The organism is Pseudomonas sp. GG8 (assembly GCF_052976945.1).
In genome coordinates, this window is the sequence record NZ_JBRIIP010000001.1 from 1,381,474 (window position 1) to 1,403,382 (window position 21,909).

Sequence of the window (21,909 nt, forward strand, 5' to 3'; positions counted from 1 at the left end):
TAGCATGATCGTTCGTCCCGTACGCAGCAGCGACTTACCGAAGCTGATCGAGCTGGCGCGCACCACAGGTCCAGGCCTGACGACGCTGCCAGCCAATGAAGAGCGCCTGGCGCATCGGGTCGGCTGGGCCGAGAAAACCTTTCGCGGCGAGGCCGAGCGTGCCGACGCGGACTATCTGTTCGTCCTCGAAGACGATGACGGTCAGGTGGTGGGGATTTCTGCCATCGCAGGTGCTGTGGGTCTGCGTGAGCCCTGGTACAACTACCGTGTCGGCCTGACGGTCAGCGCGTCTCAGGAATTGAAGATCTATCGTGAAATTCCGACGCTGTTTCTGGCCAACGACCTGACCGGAAACTCCGAGCTGTGCTCACTGTTCTTGCGCAGCGACGCCCGCACCGGCCTTAACGGTCGCTTGTTGGCCAAGGCGCGATTGCTGTTCATTGCCGAATTCCCGAAATTATTCGGCAACAAGATCATCGCTGAAATGCGTGGCATGTCCGACGCAGCGGGACATTCACCGTTCTGGGAAAGCCTGGGTCGGCACTTCTTCAAGATGGAATTTAGCCAGGCTGATTACCTGACGGGCGTGGGTAATAAGGCGTTCATCGCCGAGCTGATGCCCAAGTTCCCGCTGTACACCTGCTTCCTCTCCGAAGAGGCACGCAACATCATTGGTCGTGTACATCCCGACACCGAGCCTGCGCTGGCAATGCTGAAAAGCGAAGGCTTCAGCTATCAGGGCTATGTCGATATTTTCGACGCCGGCCCTGCTGTGGAATGCGAAACCTCGAAGATCCGTGCCGTGCACGATAGCCAGGCGTTGGTGCTGTCTGTCGGTACGCCGGGCGATGACGCCACGCCATTCCTGATTCACAACCGCAAGCGCGAAGACTGTCGCATCACCGCCGCGCCTGCACGGTTAGCTGCTGGCACATTGGTCGTCGACCCTCTGACCGCAAAGCGCCTGCAATTGAGCGCAGGCGATCAAGTTCGTGCGGTGCCTTTATCCGCTGCAAGGGAGGCTATCTGATGAGTACGCTTTATATCGCGGGTGCCTGGCAAGCCGGGCAGGGCGAGCGTTTTGAGTCGTTGAATCCCGTCACTCAGCACGTGGTGTGGACCGGGCAGGGCGCAACGGCCGCTCAAGTCGATGAGGCTGTGCGGGCTGCGCGTCAGGCATTTCCAGCCTGGGCCAAGCGCTCACTGGACGAGCGAATCGCGGTGCTGGAAGCGTTTGCCGCGAGCCTGAAAACCCATGCGGACGAACTGTCCCATTGCATCGGTGAAGAAACCGGTAAGCCGCTCTGGGAGTCGGCCACCGAAGTTACCAGCATGATCAATAAAATCGCTATTTCGGTGCAGAGCTACCGTGAGCGCACCGGCGAGAAGAGCAGCCCGTTGGGCGACGCCACCGCTGTGCTGCGCCATAAGCCTCACGGCGTGGTAGCAGTCTTTGGTCCCTACAACTTTCCGGGGCATTTGCCGAACGGGCATATCGTTCCGGCGCTGCTGGCGGGCAACGCCGTACTGTTCAAACCCAGCGAGCTGACACCCAAAGTCGCTGAGTTGACGGTCAAGTGCTGGATTGAGGCCGGGTTGCCAGCGGGTGTATTGAACCTTTTGCAAGGTGCGCGGGAAACGGGCGTTGCGTTGGCGGCCAATCCTGGGATCGACGGTTTGTTTTTCACCGGGTCCAGCCGTACCGGTAACCTGTTGCACCAACAATTCGCCGGGCGCCCGGACAAGATACTGGCCCTGGAAATGGGCGGTAATAACCCGCTGATTGTCGATCAGGTCGAAGACCTCGATGCGGCGGTCTACACCGTGATTCAGTCGGCGTTCATCTCCGCCGGACAGCGTTGTACCTGTGCCCGCCGTTTGCTGGTGCCTGAAGGCGAGTGGGGCGATGCCTTGCTTGCGCGTCTGGTAGCCGTCACCGCCACGATTGAAGTCGGCGCGTTCGATCAGCAACCAGCACCCTTCATGGGTTCGGTGATTTCTTTGGGGGCTGCGCGTGCTTTGCTCGACGCTCAGGAACATCTGCTGGCCAATGGCGCCGTGGCGTTGTTGGAAATGACCCAGCCACAGGCGCAGTCAGCCTTGCTGACGCCAGGGATTCTGGATGTCAGCGATGTCGCTGATCGCCCCGATGAGGAGCTGTTCGGGCCGCTGCTGCAAGTGATCCGCTATGCTGATTTTGATGCGGCCATTGCGCAAGCCAATGCCACCCAATACGGGTTGGCTGCGGGTTTGTTGTCGGACTCTGAAGCGCGTTATGAGCAGTTCTGGCTGGAGAGCCGTGCCGGTATCGTCAACTGGAACAAGCAATTGACCGGCGCTGCCAGCAGTGCGCCGTTCGGTGGCGTGGGGGCTTCGGGTAACCATCGCGCCAGTGCGTATTACGCGGCCGACTATTGCGCGTACCCGGTGGCTTCGCTGGAAGCGCCTCGTATCAGTTTGCCGGCAGCGTTGACACCGGGGATACGTCTCTCATAACCGTAGGAGCTGACTCGTAACTACGCGTCCCGCTGCGATCTAGTGCGGAACGCTAGCAAAAATAGTGAATGCACTATCGCTGGAAGGTCGTTCCGACCTTATCGCAGACAAGTCAGCTCCTGCAGTTGATCGAGCTTGCTGCGCGACAGCGCGGCGTCGGAGATGGAGCAAATCTCCTATAGAAATCCCGGAACTTACGCCAATAACAACAGATCCATGGAGCCTCGCCGATGAAATCATATGAAGTCAACTTTGACGGTTTAGTGGGTCCGACCCATAACTATGGCGGTTTGTCCTACGGCAACGTCGCGTCCCAGAGCAACAGTCAGCAGTTTTCCAAGCCAAGGGAAGCGGCGTTGCAAGGTCTGGCGAAGATGAAGGCCCTGATGGAAATGGGCTTCACCCAAGGCGTGCTGGCCCCGCAGGAGCGCCCGGATGTGGCTGCACTGCGCTCTTTGGGTTTCAGTGGCAGCGACGCGCAAGTGATCCAGCAAGCCGCCAAAGACGCCATGCCGTTGTTGGTCGCCAGTTGCTCGGCATCAAGTATGTGGGTGGCTAACGCTGCCACGGTCAGCCCGAGCGCCGACACGGCTGATGGTCGGGTGCATTTCACTGCGGCCAACCTCAATTGCAAGTACCACCGCAGCATCGAACACCCGACTACCACCCGCGTATTAACGGCGATGTTCGCTGATCAGCAGCACTTTGCCCACCACGCGGCGTTACCTGCTGTGGCGCAATTTGGCGATGAAGGCGCCGCCAACCACACTCGTTTTTGCCACGACTATGGCCAAGCGGGCGTTGAGTTTTTTGTGTTTGGGCGCAGTGCATTCGACACCCGTTACCCGGCGCCGCAGAAGTACCCGGCGCGGCAAACCCTGGAAGCTTCGCAGGCTGTTGCGCGCTTGCACGGTCTGAGCGAAGACGGTGTGGTCTTCGCCCAGCAAAACCCGGCGGTTATCGATCAAGGGGTATTCCACAACGACGTGATCGCAGTGGGCAACGGTGAGCTGCTGTTCTATCACGAAGATGCATTCCTCAATACCGAACACATGTTGGCTGAAATTCACGACAAGCTGGGGCGACGCGGCGGGCGCTTCCGTGCGATCTGCGTACCACGTGCTGAAGTCGCGGTCGAAGACGCGGTGCGTTCCTATCTGTTCAACAGCCAGTTGTTGTCCCGTGCCGATGGCTCAATGCTGCTCATCGTCCCGGAAGAGTGCCGAGGCAACGAGCGCGTCTGGCAGTATTTGCAGCGATTGATCGCTGACGATGGCCCGATCACTGAAGTGAAAGTCTTCGATCTCAAGCAAAGCATGCAGAATGGCGGTGGTCCGGCGTGCCTGCGGCTGCGGGTCGCACTCAACGAAACCGAGCTGGCGGCAGTCAATCCAGGGGTTATCATGACGGCGCCCTTGTACGACACGCTGACCCAGTGGGTCGAGAAGCACTACCGCGATCGAATGAGCGAAACCGACCTGACCGATCCCGGATTGTTGCTTGAATGCCGTGCGGCACTGGATGAACTGACGAAAATCCTTAAACTGGGCTCGGTTTATCCCTTCCAAATCAATTGAAAGTACGCGCCCTTGAAGAGGGGCGCGCGATTTCCCTCTCTAAAGAGCACTCGATTATGAGCGACACCCTGCAGTTGATCCTTGAAGACACCGACGGCACCCAGCTGGAGACCTCTTGCACCCGTGTTGCGGTCATGTGGCAAGGCAAAGAGCTGTGGATTCAGCACGATGGCCGTGGTCAGTTGCTGATTGGCGTCGATGTTGAAGAGGGTGACGCCGAATACGCTAACCTGCTGTTACGTCCTTTGGCGACCAACCTGGTCAGCCTGCAACTGGAAATGGAACCGGCAGACGTCGGTGATGAAGAGCACGTTCACGGTCCTGACTGCGCCCACGATCACTGAAATACCACGCCCGCTCAATAAGGAGCACGACGTATGCTCGCTCTCGGCAAGCTGCTTGAACTGACCCTGGCTGGTCATGAACCAGCGGAAAAGACTCAACTGACTGTCGAAGGCGTGCGTATGCGCTGGATGAGCGAAGGGGCGCTTGAAGTCCGTCCGCCTGCAGCCCGGGACAATGGCATGGACTTGCTGTTGTCCGCCGGGATTCACGGCAACGAAACCGCGCCTATCGAGCTGTTGGACCAATTGATTCGTGACATCGCACGCGGCGATCTGAAACCGCGGGCACGTATTTTGTTCCTGTTCGGCAACCCCGTGGCCATGCGTCGCGGGGAGCGTTATATCGAGCAGGATGTGAACCGGTTGTTCAACGGACGCCATGAACAGACCAGCGGCTTCGAGGCTTTACGGGCCTGCGAGCTGGAGCGTCTGGCGGCCAGTTTCTTCAGTCTGCCGGATCGTTATCGCTTGCATTACGACCTGCACACAGCCATTCGTGGTTCGAAGATCGAGCAATTCGCGCTGTATCCGTGGAAGGAAGGTCGTCAGCGCTCGCGCCTTGAACTGGCGCGCTTGCAGGCGGCGGGGATGGAGGCAGTGTTGCTGCAAAACAAGGCATCTATCGTCTTCAGTTCTTACACCTACGACAAGTTAGGTGCTGAGTCCTTTACCCTGGAATTGGGTAAGGCGCGGCCGTTCGGGGAAAACCAACAGGTCAATCTACAGTTACTCGAAAAGCGTCTCAAACACATGATCGAAGGCACGGAACCAGCGTTTGACGATCAGCCACTCAACGGTTTGCAGCTATTCAGCGTGGCCCGTGAAATCATCAAGCACAGCGATGCGTTCAAGCTGAACTTGCCTGCGGACATCGAGAACTTTTCGGAACTGGACCAAGGCTTTCTGTTGGCCAATGACTTGGCCGATACCCGCTGGGTCGTTGAAGAACAGGGCGCACGTATCATCTTCCCTAACCCCAAGGTCAAGAACGGCTTGCGCGCTGGCATTCTGATTGTGCCCAGTAACGGCGAAGAATTGGCTTGAAGCCAAAGGATCTGTAACTGACTTGTTTGCGACCCCGCCTTTCGCAGACAAGTCAGCTACCTAGACCCAGTTTGTTGCGCGAAGCGCTGCTGATTAAACCGCGACGCGCTGTTGCGGCTCGGTGCGACGCAAGCTGCGCAACTTGTTCACGGTGTCAGCACAGGTTTTTGCAGCTTCTGCGCCTTTCAGCACGAAATGCTCGAAGAAGAACTTTTGGTGTTCGTCACCGGCATGAAAGTTATGCGGCGTGAGGACCACGGAAAATACCGGGATTTCCGTTTCCAGCTGCACTTGCATCAACGCACTGACAACCGATTGAGCGACGAACTCATGGCGATAAAGACCGCCGTCGACCACCAGGCCGGCCGCGACAATGCCTGAGTAACGTCCGGTTTTGGCCAGCAGCTTGGCGTGCAAAGGGATTTCAAACGCGCCGCCGACTTCGAAGAAATCGATATCGCTCTCGGCGTAGCCATGGTTTGCCATTTCAGCGACAAAACCATTACGACTCTGATCGACAATATCCTTGTGCCAGCAGGCCTGGATAAAAGCGATGCGCTCGTTAGGGTGGCTTTTGCTTTTGCTATCGATTGAGGTGAGTTGCATCTGTTCTGACTCCTGTTTATAAAAAAAACAGGGCGCTTTGGATCGAATGGGATTCAAGGGTACGTCGAGATCATGGCCAGAATGCAAAAGTGTTCATGGCGATGCGCACGATACGGCCCTTTGGTGCCAATCCCGTTCTCTCTTCATCCGGACTATGACCGTCGGCCCCGGAATCACACCGGGTCTGCTGACCTTGTCAGGGCGGGAGCCGAAGCATCCTGCACCACAAGCGCTCGCGGGCTAAACGCATTTTGCGTTATTACCGCCGGTGGGGAATCACACCCCGCCCTGAGAACGTTGCCGACAGCATCTTCTGCCGGCGCGCATTTTTTATCATAGTTTTCTCGAGTATGCATGGACACTTTAGTCAGGGTGTCCTGACTTTTTCTTATATCGAAGTGGTCGGTTCATGAAGTGTGACCTTGAATAAAGTACTCAATGGCCTCAGTAATGAGTGATCGCAGGACTGTTCTTGCGTTCACTGTCCGGGTTTTGAACATCTCATGGAGCTCTATCGTGACGGTAATTGATCTGCGCAGTGACACCGTGACCCAGCCCACGGCTGGAATGCTCGACGCCATGTCGCGTGCGCCGTTGGGCGATGACGTGTATGGCGAGGATCCGACTGTGAACCGTCTCGAGGCGCATCTGGCCGGCCAGCTCGGGTTTGCGGCGGGTCTGTTTGTACCCAGCGGTACCATGAGCAATCTGCTCGGTTTGATGGCTCATTGTGGGCGCGGCGATGAATACATCGTCGGCCAACAAGCGCATACCTATAAATATGAAGGCGGCGGGGCCGCGGTATTGGGCTCGATTCAGCCGCAACCGCTTGACGTCCAGGCGGATGGTTCGCTGGATTTGAATCAGGTGTTGGCTGCGATCAAGCCTGATGATTTCCATTTCGCCCGTACCCGACTTCTGGCACTGGAAGACACCATGCAGGGCAAGGTTTTACCTCTGTCGTACCTGGCTGCCGCTCGAGCCTTGTGTGATGAGCAGGGTCTGGCCTTGCACCTGGACGGCGCGCGCGTGTACAACGCGGCGGTGAAGCTGGGGGTTGATGCCAAAGAAATCACCCAGTACTTTGATTCTGTCTCGGTGTGCCTGTCCAAAGGCTTGGGTGCCCCGGTCGGCTCAGTGTTGTGCGGCACGACCGAGCTGATTGGCAAGGCCCGTCGTTTGCGCAAGATGGTCGGGGGCGGCATGCGTCAGGCCGGGATTCTCGCTGCTGCCGGGCTGTATGCGTTGGAGCACCACGTCGAGCGATTGGCCGATGACCATGCCAATGCCCAATTTCTGGCCGAAGGCTTGCGTAGGCTGGGTTATCAGGTCGAACCGGTACAGACCAACATGGTGTACGTGCAGGTCGATGATCGGGCTGAAGCGCTCAAGGGTTTTTGCGCTGAACGGGGCATCAAGCTCAGTGCCGCAGCGCGCTTGCGGATGGTCACGCACCTGGATGTATCGCGTATTCAGATCGAACAGGTCGTGGCAGCATTTGCCGAGTTCGCTAAAGGGTGATGTTGCCGACGATCCAATTGCTTGTTTCTATCGTACAAACACGCTGTACCGACGGCGCAACGCCTATATAATGCGGCCCTTTGCAAGTCGCACCCTCGTTTAACACTTTGCACTTGCCTCTGGCCGCCGTCTCCGTGGAAGAATCTATGAAAAGCGCAGAAATCCGTGAAGCCTTCCTTCGCTTCTTCGAAGAGCAAGGTCACACCCGTGTAGCCTCCAGCTCTTTGATTCCGGGCAATGACCCAACCCTGCTGTTTACCAACGCGGGGATGAACCAGTTCAAGGATTGCTTCCTGGGTCAGGAAAAGCGCGCCTACACCCGTGCGGTCAGTAGCCAGAAATGCGTGCGTGCCGGTGGTAAGCACAACGACCTGGAAAACGTCGGCTATACCGCTCGTCACCACACGTTCTTCGAAATGCTGGGTAACTTCAGCTTTGGTGATTATTTCAAGCGCGATGCCATCACCTACGCCTGGACCTTCCTGACCGGTGTGTTGAACCTGCCCAAGGAAAAGCTTTGGGTCACGGTCTACGCCAGCGATGACGAAGCTTACGATATCTGGACCAAGGAAATCGGGGTACCGGTCGAGCACATGGTGCGTATCGGCGACAACAAAGGCGCGCCGTACGCCTCCGATAACTTCTGGACCATGGGCGATACCGGCCCTTGCGGTCCGTGCACCGAGATTTTCTACGATCACGGCGCCGACATCTGGGGTGGCCCACCGGGCTCGCCGGAAGAAGACGGTGACCGTTATATCGAGATCTGGAACAACGTGTTCATGCAGTTCAACCGCACTGCCGATGGCGTGCTGCATCCGTTGCCAGCGCCGTCGGTGGACACCGGCATGGGCCTGGAGCGGATCAGTGCCGTGCTGCAGCACGTGCATTCGAACTACGAGATCGACCTGTTCCAGAACCTGCTGGTCGCTTCAGCCAAGGCCATCGGTTGCAGCAACGACATGCAGCCTTCGCTCAAAGTCGTGGCAGACCACATCCGTTCTTGCGGCTTCCTGATCGCCGACGGTGTGCTGCCGTCCAACGAGGGCCGCGGTTATGTGCTGCGCCGGATCATTCGTCGCGCCTGCCGCCATGGCAACAAGTTGGGCGCCACAGGCAGCTTCTTCTATCAGATCGTTGGCGCGCTGGTCGCGGAAATGGGCAGCGCTTTCCCGGAATTGACCGAGCAGCAAGCGCACATCGAGCGCGTGCTCAAGGCTGAAGAAGAGCAATTCGCCAAGACCCTGGAGCAGGGTCTGAAGATCCTCGAGCAGGATCTGGCTGAACTCAAAGGCAGCGTGGTGCCGGGTGATGTGGTGTTCAAGCTGTATGACACCTACGGTTTCCCGATGGACCTGACCGGCGACATCGCCCGCGAACGTAACCTGACCCTTGATGAGGAAGGTTTTGAGCGCGAAATGGACGCCCAGCGCGTGCGCGCTCGTTCGGCCAGTTCGTTTGGTATGGACTACAACAGCCTGGTCAAGGTTGATGAGCCCACGCGCTTCATCGGTTATACCGCTACTCGCGCTGTCGCCAAGGTGATTGCGCTGTATAAAGACGGCCAGGCGGTCGAGCAATTGAGCGAAGGCGAAGAGGGCGTTGTGATCCTCGATCAGACGCCGTTCTATGCCGAATCCGGTGGTCAGATTGGCGACTGCGGTTATCTGTCGGCGGGTGCCGTGCGTTTCGACGTACGTGACACCACCAAAACCGGCGGCGCTTTCCTGCACCACGGCGTCCAGGCTGCAGGCAGTCTTAAAGTGGGTGTCGAACTCAATGCAGAGGTCGATGCCGAGGTTCGCCACGCCACATCCCTGAACCACTCGGCGACGCACTTGCTGCACGCCGCGTTGCGTCAGGTACTCGGTGAGCATGTACAGCAGAAAGGGTCGCTGGTCGACAGTCAGCGCCTGCGTTTTGACTTCAGCCACTTTGAAGCGATCAAACCGGAGCAGTTGAAAGCTCTGGAAGACATCGTAAACCGCGAAGTGCGCAAGAACTCCCCGGTCGAAACCGAAGAAACCGATATCGAGACTGCCAAGAAGAAAGGTGCCATGGCGCTGTTTGGCGAGAAGTACGGCGACAACGTGCGCGTACTGAGCATGGGTGGCGATTTCTCGGTCGAGCTGTGTGGTGGTATTCACGCCAATCGCACCGGCGACATCGCGCTGATGAAAATCATCAGTGAAGGTGGCGTTGCAGCAGGCGTTCGACGTATCGAAGCGGTCACTGGCGCTGCGGCGCTGGCCTACCTCAACGCGGCGGAAGACACACTCAAGGAAGCCGCGACGCTGATCAAGGGCAGTCGCGACAACGTGCTGGACAAGCTCTCGGCTGTACTGGAGCGTAACCGCCAGTTGGAAAAACAACTCGAACAATTGCAGGCCAAGGCGGCCAGTGCTGCGGGCGATGATCTGTCGTCCTCTGCGCTGGATGTCAAAGGGGTAAAAGTCCTCGCCGTGCGCCTTGACGGTCAGGATGGTAAAGCCCTGTTGGCGCTGGTTGATCAGTTGAAGAACAAGCTCGGCCGCGCAGTGATCCTGCTCGGCAGTGTCCATGAAGATAAGGTCGTACTGGTTGCAGGCGTAACCAAGGACCTGACTGGCCAACTCAAAGCCGGTGATTTGATGAAGCAAGCGGCCGCTGCCGTAGGCGGTAAAGGCGGTGGTCGTCCTGATATGGCTCAGGGTGGTGGTGTTGATGCCGGTGCACTGGATGCAGCGCTGGCGTTGACCGTACCCTTTGTCGAGCAGGGTGTTTAAATCGTCCACCAGGCCTGCCGCCTGACGGCAGGCTTTGGCGCTTTGATGGGTTTGAATGTTTAATGGGCGCCCTTCACGGGCTGAGGCTGCTTTGAGATGGCTTTGATCGTACAGAAATTTGGAGGCACCTCCGTTGGCTCTGTCGAGCGAATCGAGCAGGTGGCCGACAAGGTTAAAAAGTTCCACGATGCAGGCGTCGAGCTGGTGGTTGTGTTGTCGGCCATGAGTGGCGAGACCAATCGCCTGATCGGATTGGCCAAGCAGATCAGCGATCAACCGGTTCCGCGTGAGCTGGATGTGATTGTGTCCACGGGCGAGCAAGTGACCATTGCCCTGTTGGCCATGGCCTTGATCAAGCGTGGCGTGCCAGCGGTGTCCTACACCGGCAATCAGGTACGTATCCTGACCGACAGCGCACACAACAAGGCGCGTATCCTTCAAATCGACGATCAGAAGATTCGTGCCGATCTGAAGGCGGGCAGGGTAGTCGTTGTCGCCGGTTTCCAGGGTGTCGATGAGCACGGCAATATCACCACCCTCGGTCGCGGTGGTTCGGACACGACCGGCGTGGCCCTGGCGGCTGCGTTGAAAGCTGACGAATGCCAGATTTATACCGACGTCGATGGCGTTTACACCACCGACCCGCGTGTGGTGTCGCAGGCTCAGCGTCTGGACAAGATCACTTTTGAAGAGATGCTGGAAATGGCCAGCCTCGGTTCAAAGGTGCTGCAGATCCGTGCGGTCGAGTTTGCTGGCAAGTACAACGTTCCACTGCGCGTTCTGCACAGTTTTCAGGAGGGTCCGGGCACCCTCATTACCATTGATGAAGAGGAATCCATGGAACAGCCGATCATTTCCGGTATCGCCTTCAACCGTGATGAAGCCAAGCTGACCATCCGTGGCGTGCCGGATAACCCAGGGGTGGCCTTCAAGATTCTGGGCCCTATCAGTGGCGCGAACATTGAAGTGGACATGATCGTGCAGAATGTCGCGCACGATAACACCACCGACTTCACGTTCACCGTGCATCGCAACGACTATCAGGCAGCCTTGCTGGTGCTGGAAAACACGGCGCGTGAAATTGGCGCTCGTGAGGTTGTCGGTGATACCAAGATTGCCAAGGTGTCGATCGTGGGTGTGGGCATGCGTTCGCACGCGGGTGTCGCCAGCCGTATGTTCGAATCGCTGGCCAAGGAAAGCATTAATATCCAGATGATTTCGACGTCTGAAATCAAGGTGTCTGTGGTTATCGAAGAGAAATACCTGGAGCTGGCAGTGCGTGCGTTGCACACCGCTTTTGAATTGGACGCTCCGGCCCGACAGGGCGAGTGATGCGTTGCCCGAAAGGCGCGGTTTATCCGCGCCTTTCGTTTTTTTGATCTGCGTAGGAAGGCTGTTCTTTTCTTTGCGCTAGTCAATACTCAGGTGTAGGTCTATTGCTCATTTTGTTGTAGGCCAATGCTGTTTTAGCTTTGCAGACTGTTGTCCCTGAAAGTAGTGCGTGAGGAGAAAAGTATGTTGATTCTGACTCGTCGGTGCGCAGAAAGCCTGATCATTGGTGATGGTGAAATCACAGTGACCGTGCTCGGCGTTAAAGGTAATCAAGTACGAATCGGTGTCAATGCCCCCAAAGAGGTGGCTGTTCACCGTGAGGAAATTTACCTGCGCATCAAGAAAGAGAAGGACCAGGAACCAAGCCATTAATTTTTATTGAATTTTTGGCTTTGCAAACGGGGAAAAGGCGGTTATTATACGCCCCGTGTTGCGGAGAGGTGGCCGAGTGGCCGAAGGCGCTCCCCTGCTAAGGGAGTACACCTCAAAAGGGTGTCGGGGGTTCGAATCCCCCCCTCTCCGCCATTATTTATGTAGGGCGTTGTAATCTGGCTTGAGCGGTAAGTGTTTGAATTTACTCGTAAAAGTGCTTGACCAAATGATTAAACGATCTATAATGCGCGGCAACAAATGCACTCGTAGCTCAGCTGGATAGAGTACTCGGCTACGAACCGAGCGGTCACAGGTTCGAATCCTGTCGAGTGCACCATTTAAAGGGTTGTTTGCAGTGATGTAAGCAACTTGCTTCAACCAGCGGTGGTCTGGTTTATCAAACGCCAATTGCACTCGTAGCTCAGCTGGATAGAGTACTCGGCTACGAACCGAGCGGTCACAGGTTCGAATCCTGTCGAGTGCACCAAACACCAAAAAGCCCGCATTTAATGCGGGCTTTTTGCTTTCTGACGTTTGCCCTTTACGCATCCGTTCTCGTCGAATACAACCTGATTGCTGCGGCCCTTCTTTTCGTTGTAGTGATAACGGGTCTCTCCGTTTCTTTCGGCTATTTTATCCGGCTTGCCCAGTGAGCTTTCTACGTCCCGAAAACTCATGCCTGCACGGACTCGCTGATTGATGATCGCCCGCCGCCGTTGTTCGCCACTCACTTGATTTTCGCACCCGTCGTCTCTCTGGCCGACAACTACCAGTTCTTTGTGTGCTCGGCGATTGTCCGGCGGCGCCAAGACCTGTCTTGAGGAAGGCGTAGATTCAGGCAGCAGATGGACTACGTTGCCTGGTGGTGCGTTGTAGGTGCTTTGCAGGTGCGTGCTGTGACCGCTAGGGCAGCCCTGGTACGTGAAGGTGATATTCCCTTGGGCGTCTTCGCAGCGTTGAACGGTTGTGGCCAGCGTTGGCAGGGGAAAGTAGAGCAGGGTGAGCAAGAGGGTCGTTCGAGCAGTGGCGGGCATTCAGCGTCCTCCGTGACGGCTGTATTCAAGGCTAGCCCATGCTTATTTGGCAGAGTGCGTACTTTCTTCTCGAGATGTAACGTCGTACATGTATTGATTCAATTTTGTCGCGCGAGCGCTTGTTCTTGCCTAGGTTTTGTAGCGTGTGGTGCTTTCAAGCGGTGTATCATTGCGCCCGTCAGCCCCGTCGGGGCTTGTGGAATACTTCCATGGACTTACCCAGTAGTTACCCTGAATTACGTTTTACCAATCATGAATTGACTGATTGATCTCCCGGGCGTGCTCCGCTGCTGGGGGTGGAGTTCGCCTATGACCGAAATAGAAGTAAAAAAAACACAAGAAAGCCTGCAAGATCGCCTCGCTCAAGTCGTTGAGCTGCTGCATCGTCAGCGGGTGGTCGAAGACCTGACTCACCGTCAGGAAGGTCAGCATCATGACCGCGTAGAAAACCTCGTTCACCGGCAGAACCTCGTCGAGTTGCAACGCAAACTCGATGACCTTCACTCCGCCGACGTCGCTTACATCCTCGAAGCCTTGCCTCTCGCAGAGCGTCTGACTGTCTGGCAGTTGGTAAAAGCCGAGCGCGACGGCGATATCCTTCTTGAAGTTTCCGATTCTGTCCGTGAAACACTGATCGCCGACATGGACGATCATGAGCTCCTGGCGGCTGCCAGAGAGATGGATGCCGACGAACTGGCCGACCTTGCACCTGAATTGCCGCGTGACGTTGTTCATGAGCTCATGGAGTCTCTCGATAGCCAGCAGCGTGAGCGCGTACGGTCTGCTTTGTCTTACGACGAGGAGCAGGTCGGTGCGCTGATGGACTTCGAGATGGTGACGATCCGTGAGGATGTCAGCCTTGAAGTAGTATTGCGTTATCTGCGTCGCCTCAAAGAGTTGCCTGGGCATACCGATAAACTGTTCGTGGTTGATTACGACGGTGTGCTCAAGGGTGTGCTGCCGATCAAGCGTCTGTTGGTCAACGATCCCGATAAGCAGGTGGCTGCGGTGATGGCCAGCGATCCGGTGAGTTTTCATCCGGATGAAGATGCCTACGACGCAGCTCAAGCCTTTGAGCGTTATGACCTTATTTCCGCGCCGGTGGTGGACAAGAATGGCAAGCTGATCGGGCGTCTGACCATTGATGAAATGGTCGACCTGATCCGAGAAGAAAGTGAAAACGAAGTCCTCAACATGGCGGGTTTGCGTGAAGAAGAAGACATCTTCGCCTCCGTCTGGAAGTCCTTGCGCAACCGTTGGGCCTGGCTGGCGATCAATTTGATCACTGCCTTTATCGCTTCGCGTGTCATCGGTTTGTTTGAGGGCTCGATCGAAAAACTGGTAGCGCTGGCGGCGTTGATGCCGATCGTTGCCGGGATCGGCGGTAACTCCGGTAATCAAACCATTACCATGATCGTCCGGGCCATGGCGCTGGACCAGGTCAGTACCGGTAATACATCGCGCCTGATGCGCAAAGAACTGGCGGTCGGGCTGATCAATGGCGTGATATGGGGTGGCGTTATTGGGGTGGTGGCTTACTTGCTGTACGGTAGTTGGTCGCTGGGCGTGGTCATGACCTCCGCCATGACGCTCAATCTGTTGCTTGCGGCGCTGATGGGGGTTCTGATCCCGATGACGCTGACGCGTCTGGGGCGAGATCCGGCCATGGGGGCGAGTGTGATGATTACTGCGGTGACGGACAGCGGAGGGTTCTTTATCTTTCTGGGGTTGGCGACGGTCTTCTTGCTTTGAATACGACTAATAAAAAACCGCCGGAAGGCGGTTTTTTTTAGCTTGAAAAAGAGGTGCTACAACGATCCGATAATAAAAATATCGATAAAAAAGCCAGCTAAATGCTGGCCTGAATATCTTGATCTCGCTGTCAGGACTCGTCGTCGGCAGCGTTGTCCGTATCGTGAGCAATCAGCGAAACAAGTGCGTTTTGCTGGCGATGAGAAAGTTGACGGAAGCGCTGCAGTAATTCGCGCTCATGCAAGGACAGTTCCGGGCTGTCGAGACGCAGGCTTGGCTCGTCGCCCAGCGCGCCTTCTTGAATCAAGCTCTGCTCAAGGCGAGCAATGATCTCGGAGTTCATGCTGCGGTGATGATTTTTGGCAACCTCATACACGCGGTCACGCATGCCATCAGGTAGTCGTACTACGAACTTGTCAGCCGTGCGGCTGGAATAAGTAGCCTGTTTCATAGGGCTCATATATTTAACCGGTTAGTTCAGAGGGAGCGGTTTTAGCAATTGGCCGCAAGATGTCATGTTGTGACAGCCTTTTTGGGCAAATGTTCAACCTGAATGTCAAAGAGGTCAGCATCATGCCCGACTTTTGCCAGTTCCTTGGCGCCAATTATGTGACAAATATTGAGCTTGGTAAAGGCGATTAGCCAGTACCAATTATCAGAATTGCGGGCTGCTTTGCAAAGTATTCGTGCTGCCGACGCTCCGAAAGTCCTGTTTTTGGCCGATTCGGGCGTCGTGTTGTGCGCGACAGGCTTCTCATGAGCGTAGAGCGGTTTGATCGATTTTCCAGGGGCTACGGGTAAATCAAGCAAATGAAGAGGGGGGGAGATGTTTCTGAGCCTGCGCGCGGGTCAAATGATCCTTAGGGTAGCGGCTGCCTCCTTGCCTTTACAGAGGGATGCAGAGAGGCAAGAGGGTTAGCGCAGCAGCGGGTCGAATTTGATTTTTCGGCCGACGACCAGCGCCACAATGAAAAGCACGATAAACAGGCCACTGGCGATTTTAAGCAAAGAGCTCATGGCATTCGCATCCAGCGGAAGTAGCATATCGATGACGATTGCCATCAATGCCAGAACCAGAAATGACAGTGCGGATTTTGACATGGCAGTTCTCGTAGGGATTGATACCGGAAAAAATCGGGCGACTAAAAAACCCAACGTTCGGAACGATCAAACGACAGCGGCATGGCGTCATTGCTGTCATTGGTGAGCATAGCTCTGTTTGAGGACTGGTCGGTCATCACTGCGAAATGCGAAGCCTGTTGCATAAGGTGGTGTGTCTGTACCTGAGCACTGATCTGTTCATCGTCGCTGCTGTTGCCTTGAAACTGAAATGTCACCAGCGCGACGAGGGCAGCGGCATTGAGGAATGAAAGGGCAATGTTCATATTAAGTACCTCCACCTGAAACTTTTTACAGGGGTTTCCTGTATGAGTAGCTAGTTGCATGCTCTGTGCCAAATGGAAATCATACAAAATATGATAAAAATCAATAGGTTATGCTTGTATTGGTGCGCGTGCGTCTTGCACTTTGCAATGATGGCCTTTTGCAGTAGTGCAATTTGCATGATTGCAAAGGGGGGCGTCATCCAGAACCGTCTCGTCAGCGCAGTACTACAGCTTAAAAAGCCAAGGACGACATGACAAAGTCATGCAGTGCCGTTAACATGCACGCCGTCCTTGCTGGTGCCTTTCCTGTGCTCCAGCACTCGTGTCTCAGTAGCTCAATTGGATAGAGCATCCCCCTCCTAAGGGGAAGGTTGGCAGTTCGAACCTGCCCTGGGACACCATATAATTCAAGGCCTCTAGCCATTAAGGCGAAGAGAGATAAAGATTCATGGGTGCAGGATGGGTGCATTGCTAACCATCTACTCATGAAAATGCCCTTCAGGGGACAGCCTTCCGAAGGTAGGGGAGCGTGGGTTCGAATTCCGCGTGGTGCACCAAAATGATGTTTCTAGTTGTCTCTCGATGGCTACGTAACGCACCGCAAAGCCCGCCCTGTGCGGGCTTTGTTGTTTCTGCTTGCCCACCCTCATGCTGTAGCTTTATGTATCCCACGGCGCATCCTTAGGCATTTCAAGAGCCGAGGGGACACACGGGCGTGAAACGGCCAGAAATCAAACGCAGGCCCCTCAGTGACACCGCACTGGCAGGCTTCGACTCCGAGACCGGTGAAAACTTTAGCTCTCCCCCTAGTCACACATCCCGCAATACACTGCCAAATCCTGCACTCAGGCACTGCTGAATAGGAGTATTCAAGATGAGCGAGAGTCGCTACTCTCAATCAGCTCCTCCAGGCCATCCATATGAGGTTTGCTTGGAAGAGAAAAAAATACGATGGAATGAAAAAAGGAGAAAGGGATGCCGGATTTGTCTCGCCCAGTGATTGAAGATATTGAAAGTCGCCTTATTACTTATCTACAGCAACGAGGCGAGTATGAGGCTCCCGAATACGTAGGGGCTGGAGGGTCGGCGGCTGTATTCAAAGTTTACGGACCAGAAGGCTATCGCGCTTTCAAAGTATTTGATCCTACTCTCATCGCAGAAGAAGCTGATACTCCCGACAAAAGGCGTCTAGAGCTTCAGCAACGCTTAATAGGTCACGACTGCTCGAACCTAGTGCAAACCTATACAGTAGACATAGCTTTAGGCACTGCTTTTATAGAAATGGAATTTGTGGAATGGCCACAGTTAAAAACAGAACTTAAAAATATACCTGACGATAAAGTCACTGGATTAATAAGCCAGCTGGTTGACGCTGTGCGCTATTTAGAAAGCAAGGACATAGTTCACCGCGATATAAAACCTGAAAACATCCATATATCATCAGACTTTCTAAAACTTAAGCTTCTAGACCTAGGAGTTGCGAGAGAATTTGAAAGCGATAATGATGCAGCAAGTACAGACAGCAATAACACCCGACCTTTTCTAGCAACAGCTCAGTACAGCTCGCCAGAATACCTGTTTCGTCTGGATCAGCCATCAAAAGCACTTTGGCAAGGCCTTAACTTTTATCAGGTTGGTGCAGTTCTCCATGACATGATTATGAAAAAGCCTCTATTTCAACAAGAAATAGAAATGAAAAATCGGTGGCTTGTAGCACGTGCAGTTCTGACGAAATTACCAACATTTGATGACTCTCAGCCCTACAGATTATTACAACATAAGGCATTGGCTTCTCGATGTTTAACAAAAGATTTAGATAGGCGATTAAAAATCGTAACCTGGGACGATTTTTTATTTGAAAATACAGAGCCCCCTCTTAAGCAACTGCGCAGGCTAGTTGTAAAAACAACTTCACATACCGGGGCTATAGAGCGTGAGGCAGAAGACGCTCGACTAGATTTCGATCGAACTGAGTTTTGGAACAAAGCCGCAGAGCGTTTAAGAACCGAACTAATTGAAGCTTGCGGGCTTGAGCTTCCCGCGAAGTTTAAAATGCCAACAAACTCGATGGATAATATTGTTTTTTCGTGTACTCCGCAGAAAAATTTATCTATTAACTGCATTGTATCAATCTCATGGATGAGCGAAGTTTATGCTAGACATGCAGAAATATGCCTATCTGCAAGTTTTTTAGTGAGTGATCTAGAAAAAACTGCCACCGTTGGAACTAATGCAGTAATTAGCGAGTGCTGTATTGATAGCGCGGATCAAGAAGTTGTAACAAATATTGCTAACGCCGTCGCGTCAGCGATAACAAAAGGTATCACAATCTTGAGTGGCACTGGAAACATAGGCGACCTCCACAATCTTGACCTGATGTCCTAACAAGGAAAATAGAAATGAATACAAGTTGGTGGAGAACCATCGGTCAAATCTCAGAGGCTCAAAGAGAACTAATTCGTCTACCCGCACATGGCAAACACCTTTTTGAAGGCCCCCCTGGTTCGGGTAAAACGAATCTGCTATTACTCCGGGCCGAATACATGGCGGTATCTGCCGCATGCAAAAACAGTTTAATTCTAACTTATACAAGCTCGTTGGCAAATTTCATACGTAGCGGAATCGGCGCGAAACAACTTATCTCACAAAGCCAAATTAAAACCTATCATGCATGGGCCTATGACCACATTACGCATCACTTGGGGGAAAGACCTCTTCCCCCGAATTCAGACTTCGACGACGACGCTCGCGCTGAAATCCTGAGGCTGGTGGTTGAAGCAAATAAGAATCTACCTTCGCCTAAGTTATATGATGCAATTTTTGTGGATGAAGCTCAGGATTTATCTCTCGCAGAGCTGAAGGAATTACTAAGACTAAGTGATAATATTTGCATTTGTGGCGATACGAGACAAGGAATTTACTATCGCGATGGCTTAGACATCGCTGATGAATTAGGCCTTGAAAAGCATGTACTCACAGAGCACTTTAGAATTGGCCATAAAATTGCAAGAGTTGCAGACAGGCTACTCCCTCCAGAAGAGGGGCAAGACTCTCTTGAAAATAGCTCAAAGTACAATTCAAAACTTCAAGGGGACTCAAGTGCCAAACTACACATCTGTGATAGTAGAGATGACCAATTTGAAGTGATGATAAATCTCATCAGAGTACAACTTGAAGCGTTCAACAATGATTCAATTGGAATATTCTGCGGAACCAAATTAACGCGACAAGAACTCCGCGATCGTTTCGATGAAACTGATTTGTCTGACTTAGTATGCGTCCACGGTATTGATAAGAACCCAAGCTTCACAAATACTCCAATTCATGTGTTGACTATACATGGAGCAAAAGGCACAGAATTTCGCGCAGTACACCTATTTGGGACCGAAGAGCTAAAAAGTGGTCCATTACGACGAACGAAATTAAGCTACACTGCCGTTACACGTGCCAAGACGGCTTTGAATGCATATAAGACTGGCGAAACAACAAAAGCGCTCGAGAGCGCATTTGCTGAACCTGTACATTTCGATCTTAAAGATTTATTCGAGGGAGCCCAATGAAACGTGAAATGCTATGGCACTCTTTCGAGAGAGAAGACCTACCAAATCTTTTACTTGGCGAAAGCCAGTTATCCTCCTATGGCAGAAGCCACTTATCTAAGTTTGATTTAGACAAAAATCGAGTGGCTATTGGCTACGCAATTGACCACAGAGGCAGGCACTTTAGTAATCCTTCGCTAATTGTCGTTCACGAGGATAATAGCTCCGAAATACTCTCATGGCTAAGAGTTTATGCACCTGAGACCTCTCCTTTAAGCCAGCTTTCTAGAGTTGTAAACTTCGAAGATTGGAACTCATGTAAAAATAACGAACCCACTGGTACGCACCCGATAATTACCTACCATTGGGCATGCTTAACGATTGGGGAGATGCTTGCTCAAAGCGAAATTGAAAGCGACATAAACACTATACCGCTATCGAGAGCACAAGCGGCTTACACCAATACAGTGGCTAAAGCCACTATTTTACATGAAGATAAAAAGATAACACGTTCAACGATCAACAGACTGAAAACGCTAGAGCAAGAATATAGGTTTGTAAAACGCTCTGTTTCTGTAGACGATCTGCGACCCATGTGGGATTTACTAGAAGATTTCAGACCAGATCCTCGTCCATCGGCAGAGTTGATAATAAGTCTAATAGATCGTATAGAATCTTCCTACTTTACCTCTACGCGCTCGTTGATCGGACCACGGATAAGAAACTACCCTGGCCTTTTAAGCGATTCCATCGAAGAAAGAGTCGTAACATTTCACAAAATCGCTTCTGAAATATTGGATTCGCCTTCTAACTATTCATTAAATGCAATTAGTTGTGCGACACTTTCCGCCGCAGCCTTCCTAGTGGGGAGAGGAACGTCTCATATTTTTTTACTGCGCAAATGGAATAAAGAGTTTCCTGCATCATTGGCTTGGTTCGGACTTTTTGCCGCATACGTGGGGCCGGGCTGTTGGGATCCTCAGTGGGCTAGAGCAGTGAAAAGCATTGAGCGCCCCTTCCAATCAAATTTTGATTGGATGGATTTAACTCAAACTGATCTTTGCTGGCCAGAATATTTCTGGTTGTCTAAAACTTATGAAGGGCATGAGGTTTTTTCCGACCTACCAAAAATGTATCCTCGGGTCTTATCTATTGAAGTTTTTCCAGGCGCCTCCTGTCAGTTCCGACTATTAAGCAGTACAACCTCAGTCGAGGTTAATAGCAAAAAGCAAACTAATAACAGTAAAAGAGAAAAGGAACTTCAATTCACATTGACCGAGTTAGTAAGCTTGGCGGTAAAGGCGAAAAATCTTATGGCTTCCGATCATCGTGAGACTCGCCAGGAGTCTTTCCAGTTGGAAGAGTCGAACAGTAGCAAAGACACTCGCTCAAAACGCGGAGGGCGTCCCCCTTCTAGCAAACCGTAGCCTGTGAAGGCGTATCACAGAATCTGTCTCTACGTGATTCATTCCGATAAAAACTGTAATGGAATGAGTTATAAGCTCACCTAGCCATACAAATTAATAGGTGACGTAACGCCTTCTCGACCATCGCCGAAACGGTGACAGCGCTCCGATCAAAAAGGCCCCGCTCTGAATCTCTCAGGCGGGGCCTTATACGCTGTGTTGATCCACTAAGGTAGTCGAGTGGGGTTATCTATACCGGAGATCGGCCACTAATCACAACGCATCTTGCTCCCTTTCCGGTTCACCCTCCCCGGTGCCGTCCTCTTGAGTGCGCACCCAATGGCCGGAAAACATCGCCGTAATGCCGCAGTACTTACTTTGATCGGACGTAATTACTGCTGTTGTTTGTCCGAGTACAACATCGAAAGTCTCACCATTAGGTTTTTTATTTTTATCCACAACCCGCATCGATGTGGATATTTTGTCATTTGACTGGATTCTAGCTACAGTATTCTCCATTGCCCAAACATCACATTGATGATGAGTATCAGTATCTACGGTCTGAATATGAACAACAATAGGTTGCACAGGGTTGCCAAACGCCAGTTCGTTCGCAACAAGCATTCTTCCAGCATATCCGCCTTCTTTGTATGAGAAGTACGTAAGCTGCTGAGAAAATGCAAAAGTGGAAACGCTAGAGATCGCAGCAATAGCGAGATATCTTAGTATGTGCATA

At 53.2% G+C, this 21,909-nt stretch carries 19 protein-coding genes, 4 tRNA genes and 1 riboswitch; of the genes, 17 read left to right on the plus strand and 6 right to left on the minus strand.

Annotation, left to right across the window (positions count from 1 at the left end; all coding sequences use genetic code 11):
- Positions 1-4 precede the first annotated feature (4 nt).
- The 5 genes from astA (at position 5) to astE (ending at position 5,461) form a co-directional block, all read left to right on the plus strand.
- Entirely contained in the window at positions 5-1,030 is a 1,026-nt protein-coding gene (gene astA, locus ACVBEG_RS06770) for an arginine N-succinyltransferase (protein WP_322180184.1), read from the plus strand.
- Positions 1,027-2,496: a succinylglutamate-semialdehyde dehydrogenase gene (astD, locus tag ACVBEG_RS06775; RefSeq protein ID WP_322182760.1), complete on the plus strand. Its 1,470-nt coding sequence runs from the start codon at positions 1,027-1,029 to the stop codon at positions 2,494-2,496. Before astA ends, astD begins: the two co-directional genes overlap by 4 nt.
- Before the next feature lie 230 nt (positions 2,497-2,726).
- The gene (astB, locus tag ACVBEG_RS06780) at positions 2,727-4,073 is read left to right on the plus strand and encodes an N-succinylarginine dihydrolase (RefSeq protein ID WP_447107507.1); all 1,347 of its coding nucleotides are present in this window, start codon (positions 2,727-2,729) and stop codon (positions 4,071-4,073) included.
- A gap of 56 nt (positions 4,074-4,129) precedes the next feature.
- Positions 4,130-4,417 (plus strand): topoisomerase II, encoded by a 288-nt coding sequence (locus tag ACVBEG_RS06785; protein ID WP_219064507.1) that lies wholly within the window; start codon positions 4,130-4,132, stop codon positions 4,415-4,417.
- Between the two features lie 33 nt (positions 4,418-4,450).
- Positions 4,451-5,461, plus strand: coding sequence for a succinylglutamate desuccinylase (gene astE, locus ACVBEG_RS06790; protein WP_322180180.1), 1,011 nt, complete (start codon positions 4,451-4,453; stop codon positions 5,459-5,461).
- 93 nt (positions 5,462-5,554) lie between these two features.
- On the opposite strand, the gene ACVBEG_RS06795 is transcribed toward astE, so the two are convergent.
- Entirely contained in the window at positions 5,555-6,067 is a 513-nt protein-coding gene (locus tag ACVBEG_RS06795) for a 6,7-dimethyl-8-ribityllumazine synthase (RefSeq protein WP_322215412.1), read from the minus strand.
- A gap of 130 nt (positions 6,068-6,197) precedes the next feature.
- A riboswitch (FMN riboswitch) is annotated at positions 6,198-6,367 on the minus strand.
- 216 nt (positions 6,368-6,583) lie between these two features.
- On the opposite strand from ACVBEG_RS06795, the gene ltaE reads away from it, so the two are divergent.
- From ltaE to ACVBEG_RS06830, 7 genes are all read left to right on the plus strand, one after another.
- Positions 6,584-7,588, plus strand: coding sequence for a low-specificity L-threonine aldolase (gene ltaE, locus ACVBEG_RS06800; RefSeq protein ID WP_322215414.1), 1,005 nt, complete (start codon positions 6,584-6,586; stop codon positions 7,586-7,588).
- Positions 7,589-7,734: 146 nt separating this feature from the next.
- Positions 7,735-10,353, plus strand: a complete 2,619-nt coding sequence (alaS, locus tag ACVBEG_RS06805; protein WP_322180174.1) for an alanine--tRNA ligase — start codon at positions 7,735-7,737, stop codon at positions 10,351-10,353.
- 96 nt (positions 10,354-10,449) lie between these two features.
- The gene (locus tag ACVBEG_RS06810) at positions 10,450-11,685 is read left to right on the plus strand and encodes an aspartate kinase (RefSeq protein ID WP_322180171.1); all 1,236 of its coding nucleotides are present in this window, start codon (positions 10,450-10,452) and stop codon (positions 11,683-11,685) included.
- A 183-nt stretch (positions 11,686-11,868) separates the two neighbouring features.
- Positions 11,869-12,057, plus strand: a complete 189-nt coding sequence (csrA, locus tag ACVBEG_RS06815) for a carbon storage regulator CsrA (protein ID WP_020290522.1) — start codon at positions 11,869-11,871, stop codon at positions 12,055-12,057.
- A gap of 62 nt (positions 12,058-12,119) precedes the next feature.
- Positions 12,120-12,210, plus strand: a tRNA-Ser gene (locus ACVBEG_RS06820).
- A gap of 107 nt (positions 12,211-12,317) precedes the next feature.
- Positions 12,318-12,394: transfer RNA gene (locus tag ACVBEG_RS06825), tRNA-Arg, on the plus strand.
- A 73-nt stretch (positions 12,395-12,467) separates the two neighbouring features.
- Positions 12,468-12,544, plus strand: a tRNA-Arg gene (locus ACVBEG_RS06830).
- A gap of 19 nt (positions 12,545-12,563) precedes the next feature.
- Here the strand turns inward: ACVBEG_RS06830 and ACVBEG_RS06835 are convergent.
- Entirely contained in the window at positions 12,564-13,091 is a 528-nt protein-coding gene (locus tag ACVBEG_RS06835; RefSeq protein WP_407074657.1) for a cell envelope protein SmpA, read from the minus strand.
- A 309-nt stretch (positions 13,092-13,400) separates the two neighbouring features.
- Here ACVBEG_RS06835 and mgtE point away from each other — a divergent pair, with 309 nt between their 5' ends.
- A complete protein-coding gene (gene mgtE / locus ACVBEG_RS06840; protein WP_322215420.1) occupies positions 13,401-14,843 on the plus strand; it encodes a magnesium transporter in 1,443 nt (480 codons plus the stop codon).
- A 130-nt stretch (positions 14,844-14,973) separates the two neighbouring features.
- Here mgtE and ACVBEG_RS06845 read toward each other — a convergent pair whose 3' ends face one another.
- The 3 genes from ACVBEG_RS06845 to ACVBEG_RS06855 all read right to left on the minus strand — a co-directional run bounded on the left by ACVBEG_RS06845 (position 14,974) and on the right by ACVBEG_RS06855 (position 16,228).
- Positions 14,974-15,303 carry an Arc family DNA-binding protein gene (locus tag ACVBEG_RS06845; protein WP_322180166.1) on the minus strand — a complete coding sequence of 110 codons (330 nt, stop codon included), beginning with the start codon at positions 15,301-15,303 and terminating at the stop codon, positions 14,974-14,976.
- A 455-nt stretch (positions 15,304-15,758) separates the two neighbouring features.
- The gene (locus ACVBEG_RS06850; RefSeq protein ID WP_219060380.1) at positions 15,759-15,944 is read right to left on the minus strand and encodes a PA3371 family protein; all 186 of its coding nucleotides are present in this window, start codon (positions 15,942-15,944) and stop codon (positions 15,759-15,761) included.
- Positions 15,945-15,985: 41 nt separating this feature from the next.
- Positions 15,986-16,228 carry a hypothetical protein gene (locus tag ACVBEG_RS06855; protein WP_322180164.1) on the minus strand — a complete coding sequence of 81 codons (243 nt, stop codon included), beginning with the start codon at positions 16,226-16,228 and terminating at the stop codon, positions 15,986-15,988.
- Positions 16,229-16,552: 324 nt separating this feature from the next.
- Here ACVBEG_RS06855 and ACVBEG_RS06860 point away from each other — a divergent pair.
- From ACVBEG_RS06860 to ACVBEG_RS06875, 4 genes are all read left to right on the plus strand, one after another.
- Positions 16,553-16,629, plus strand: a tRNA-Arg gene (locus tag ACVBEG_RS06860).
- A 574-nt stretch (positions 16,630-17,203) separates the two neighbouring features.
- Entirely contained in the window at positions 17,204-18,613 is a 1,410-nt protein-coding gene (locus tag ACVBEG_RS06865; protein ID WP_447107508.1) for a protein kinase domain-containing protein, read from the plus strand.
- Positions 18,614-18,627: 14 nt separating this feature from the next.
- Positions 18,628-19,788 (plus strand): UvrD-helicase domain-containing protein, encoded by a 1,161-nt coding sequence (locus ACVBEG_RS06870; protein WP_447107509.1) that lies wholly within the window; start codon positions 18,628-18,630, stop codon positions 19,786-19,788.
- Positions 19,785-21,194 (plus strand): hypothetical protein, encoded by a 1,410-nt coding sequence (locus tag ACVBEG_RS06875; RefSeq protein WP_447107510.1) that lies wholly within the window; start codon positions 19,785-19,787, stop codon positions 21,192-21,194. Before ACVBEG_RS06870 ends, ACVBEG_RS06875 begins: the two co-directional genes overlap by 4 nt.
- 252 nt (positions 21,195-21,446) lie before the next feature.
- On the opposite strand, the gene ACVBEG_RS06880 is transcribed toward ACVBEG_RS06875, so the two are convergent.
- On the minus strand, positions 21,447-21,908 hold the full coding sequence (locus ACVBEG_RS06880; RefSeq protein ID WP_447107511.1) for a hypothetical protein: 462 nt from the start codon (positions 21,906-21,908) through the stop codon (positions 21,447-21,449).
- Position 21,909 lies beyond the last annotated feature (1 nt).

Excerpts from the sequence above, each read along its gene's own strand:
- astA (WP_322180184.1), top strand. The coding sequence starts at position 5 with ATGATCGTTCGTCCCGTACGCAGCAGCGACTTACCGAAGCTGATCGAG.
- astB (WP_447107507.1), top strand. The coding sequence starts at position 2,727 with ATGAAATCATATGAAGTCAACTTTGACGGTTTAGTGGGTCCGACCCAT.
- ACVBEG_RS06785 (WP_219064507.1), top strand. The coding sequence starts at position 4,130 with ATGAGCGACACCCTGCAGTTGATCCTTGAAGACACCGACGGCACCCAG.
- astE (WP_322180180.1), top strand. The coding sequence starts at position 4,451 with ATGCTCGCTCTCGGCAAGCTGCTTGAACTGACCCTGGCTGGTCATGAA.
- ACVBEG_RS06795 (WP_322215412.1), bottom strand. The coding sequence starts at position 6,067 with ATGCAACTCACCTCAATCGATAGCAAAAGCAAAAGCCACCCTAACGAG.
- alaS (WP_322180174.1), top strand. The coding sequence starts at position 7,735 with ATGAAAAGCGCAGAAATCCGTGAAGCCTTCCTTCGCTTCTTCGAAGAG.
- ACVBEG_RS06810 (WP_322180171.1), top strand. The coding sequence starts at position 10,450 with ATGGCTTTGATCGTACAGAAATTTGGAGGCACCTCCGTTGGCTCTGTC.
- csrA (WP_020290522.1), top strand. The coding sequence starts at position 11,869 with ATGTTGATTCTGACTCGTCGGTGCGCAGAAAGCCTGATCATTGGTGAT.
- ACVBEG_RS06835 (WP_407074657.1), bottom strand. The coding sequence starts at position 13,091 with ATGCCCGCCACTGCTCGAACGACCCTCTTGCTCACCCTGCTCTACTTT.
- mgtE (WP_322215420.1), top strand. The coding sequence starts at position 13,401 with ATGACCGAAATAGAAGTAAAAAAAACACAAGAAAGCCTGCAAGATCGC.
- ACVBEG_RS06845 (WP_322180166.1), bottom strand. The coding sequence starts at position 15,303 with ATGAGCCCTATGAAACAGGCTACTTATTCCAGCCGCACGGCTGACAAG.
- ACVBEG_RS06850 (WP_219060380.1), bottom strand. The coding sequence starts at position 15,944 with ATGTCAAAATCCGCACTGTCATTTCTGGTTCTGGCATTGATGGCAATC.
- ACVBEG_RS06855 (WP_322180164.1), bottom strand. The coding sequence starts at position 16,228 with ATGAACATTGCCCTTTCATTCCTCAATGCCGCTGCCCTCGTCGCGCTG.
- ACVBEG_RS06865 (WP_447107508.1), top strand. The coding sequence starts at position 17,204 with ATGCCGGATTTGTCTCGCCCAGTGATTGAAGATATTGAAAGTCGCCTT.
- ACVBEG_RS06870 (WP_447107509.1), top strand. The coding sequence starts at position 18,628 with ATGAATACAAGTTGGTGGAGAACCATCGGTCAAATCTCAGAGGCTCAA.
- ACVBEG_RS06875 (WP_447107510.1), top strand. The coding sequence starts at position 19,785 with ATGAAACGTGAAATGCTATGGCACTCTTTCGAGAGAGAAGACCTACCA.
- ACVBEG_RS06880 (WP_447107511.1), bottom strand. The coding sequence starts at position 21,908 with ATGCACATACTAAGATATCTCGCTATTGCTGCGATCTCTAGCGTTTCC.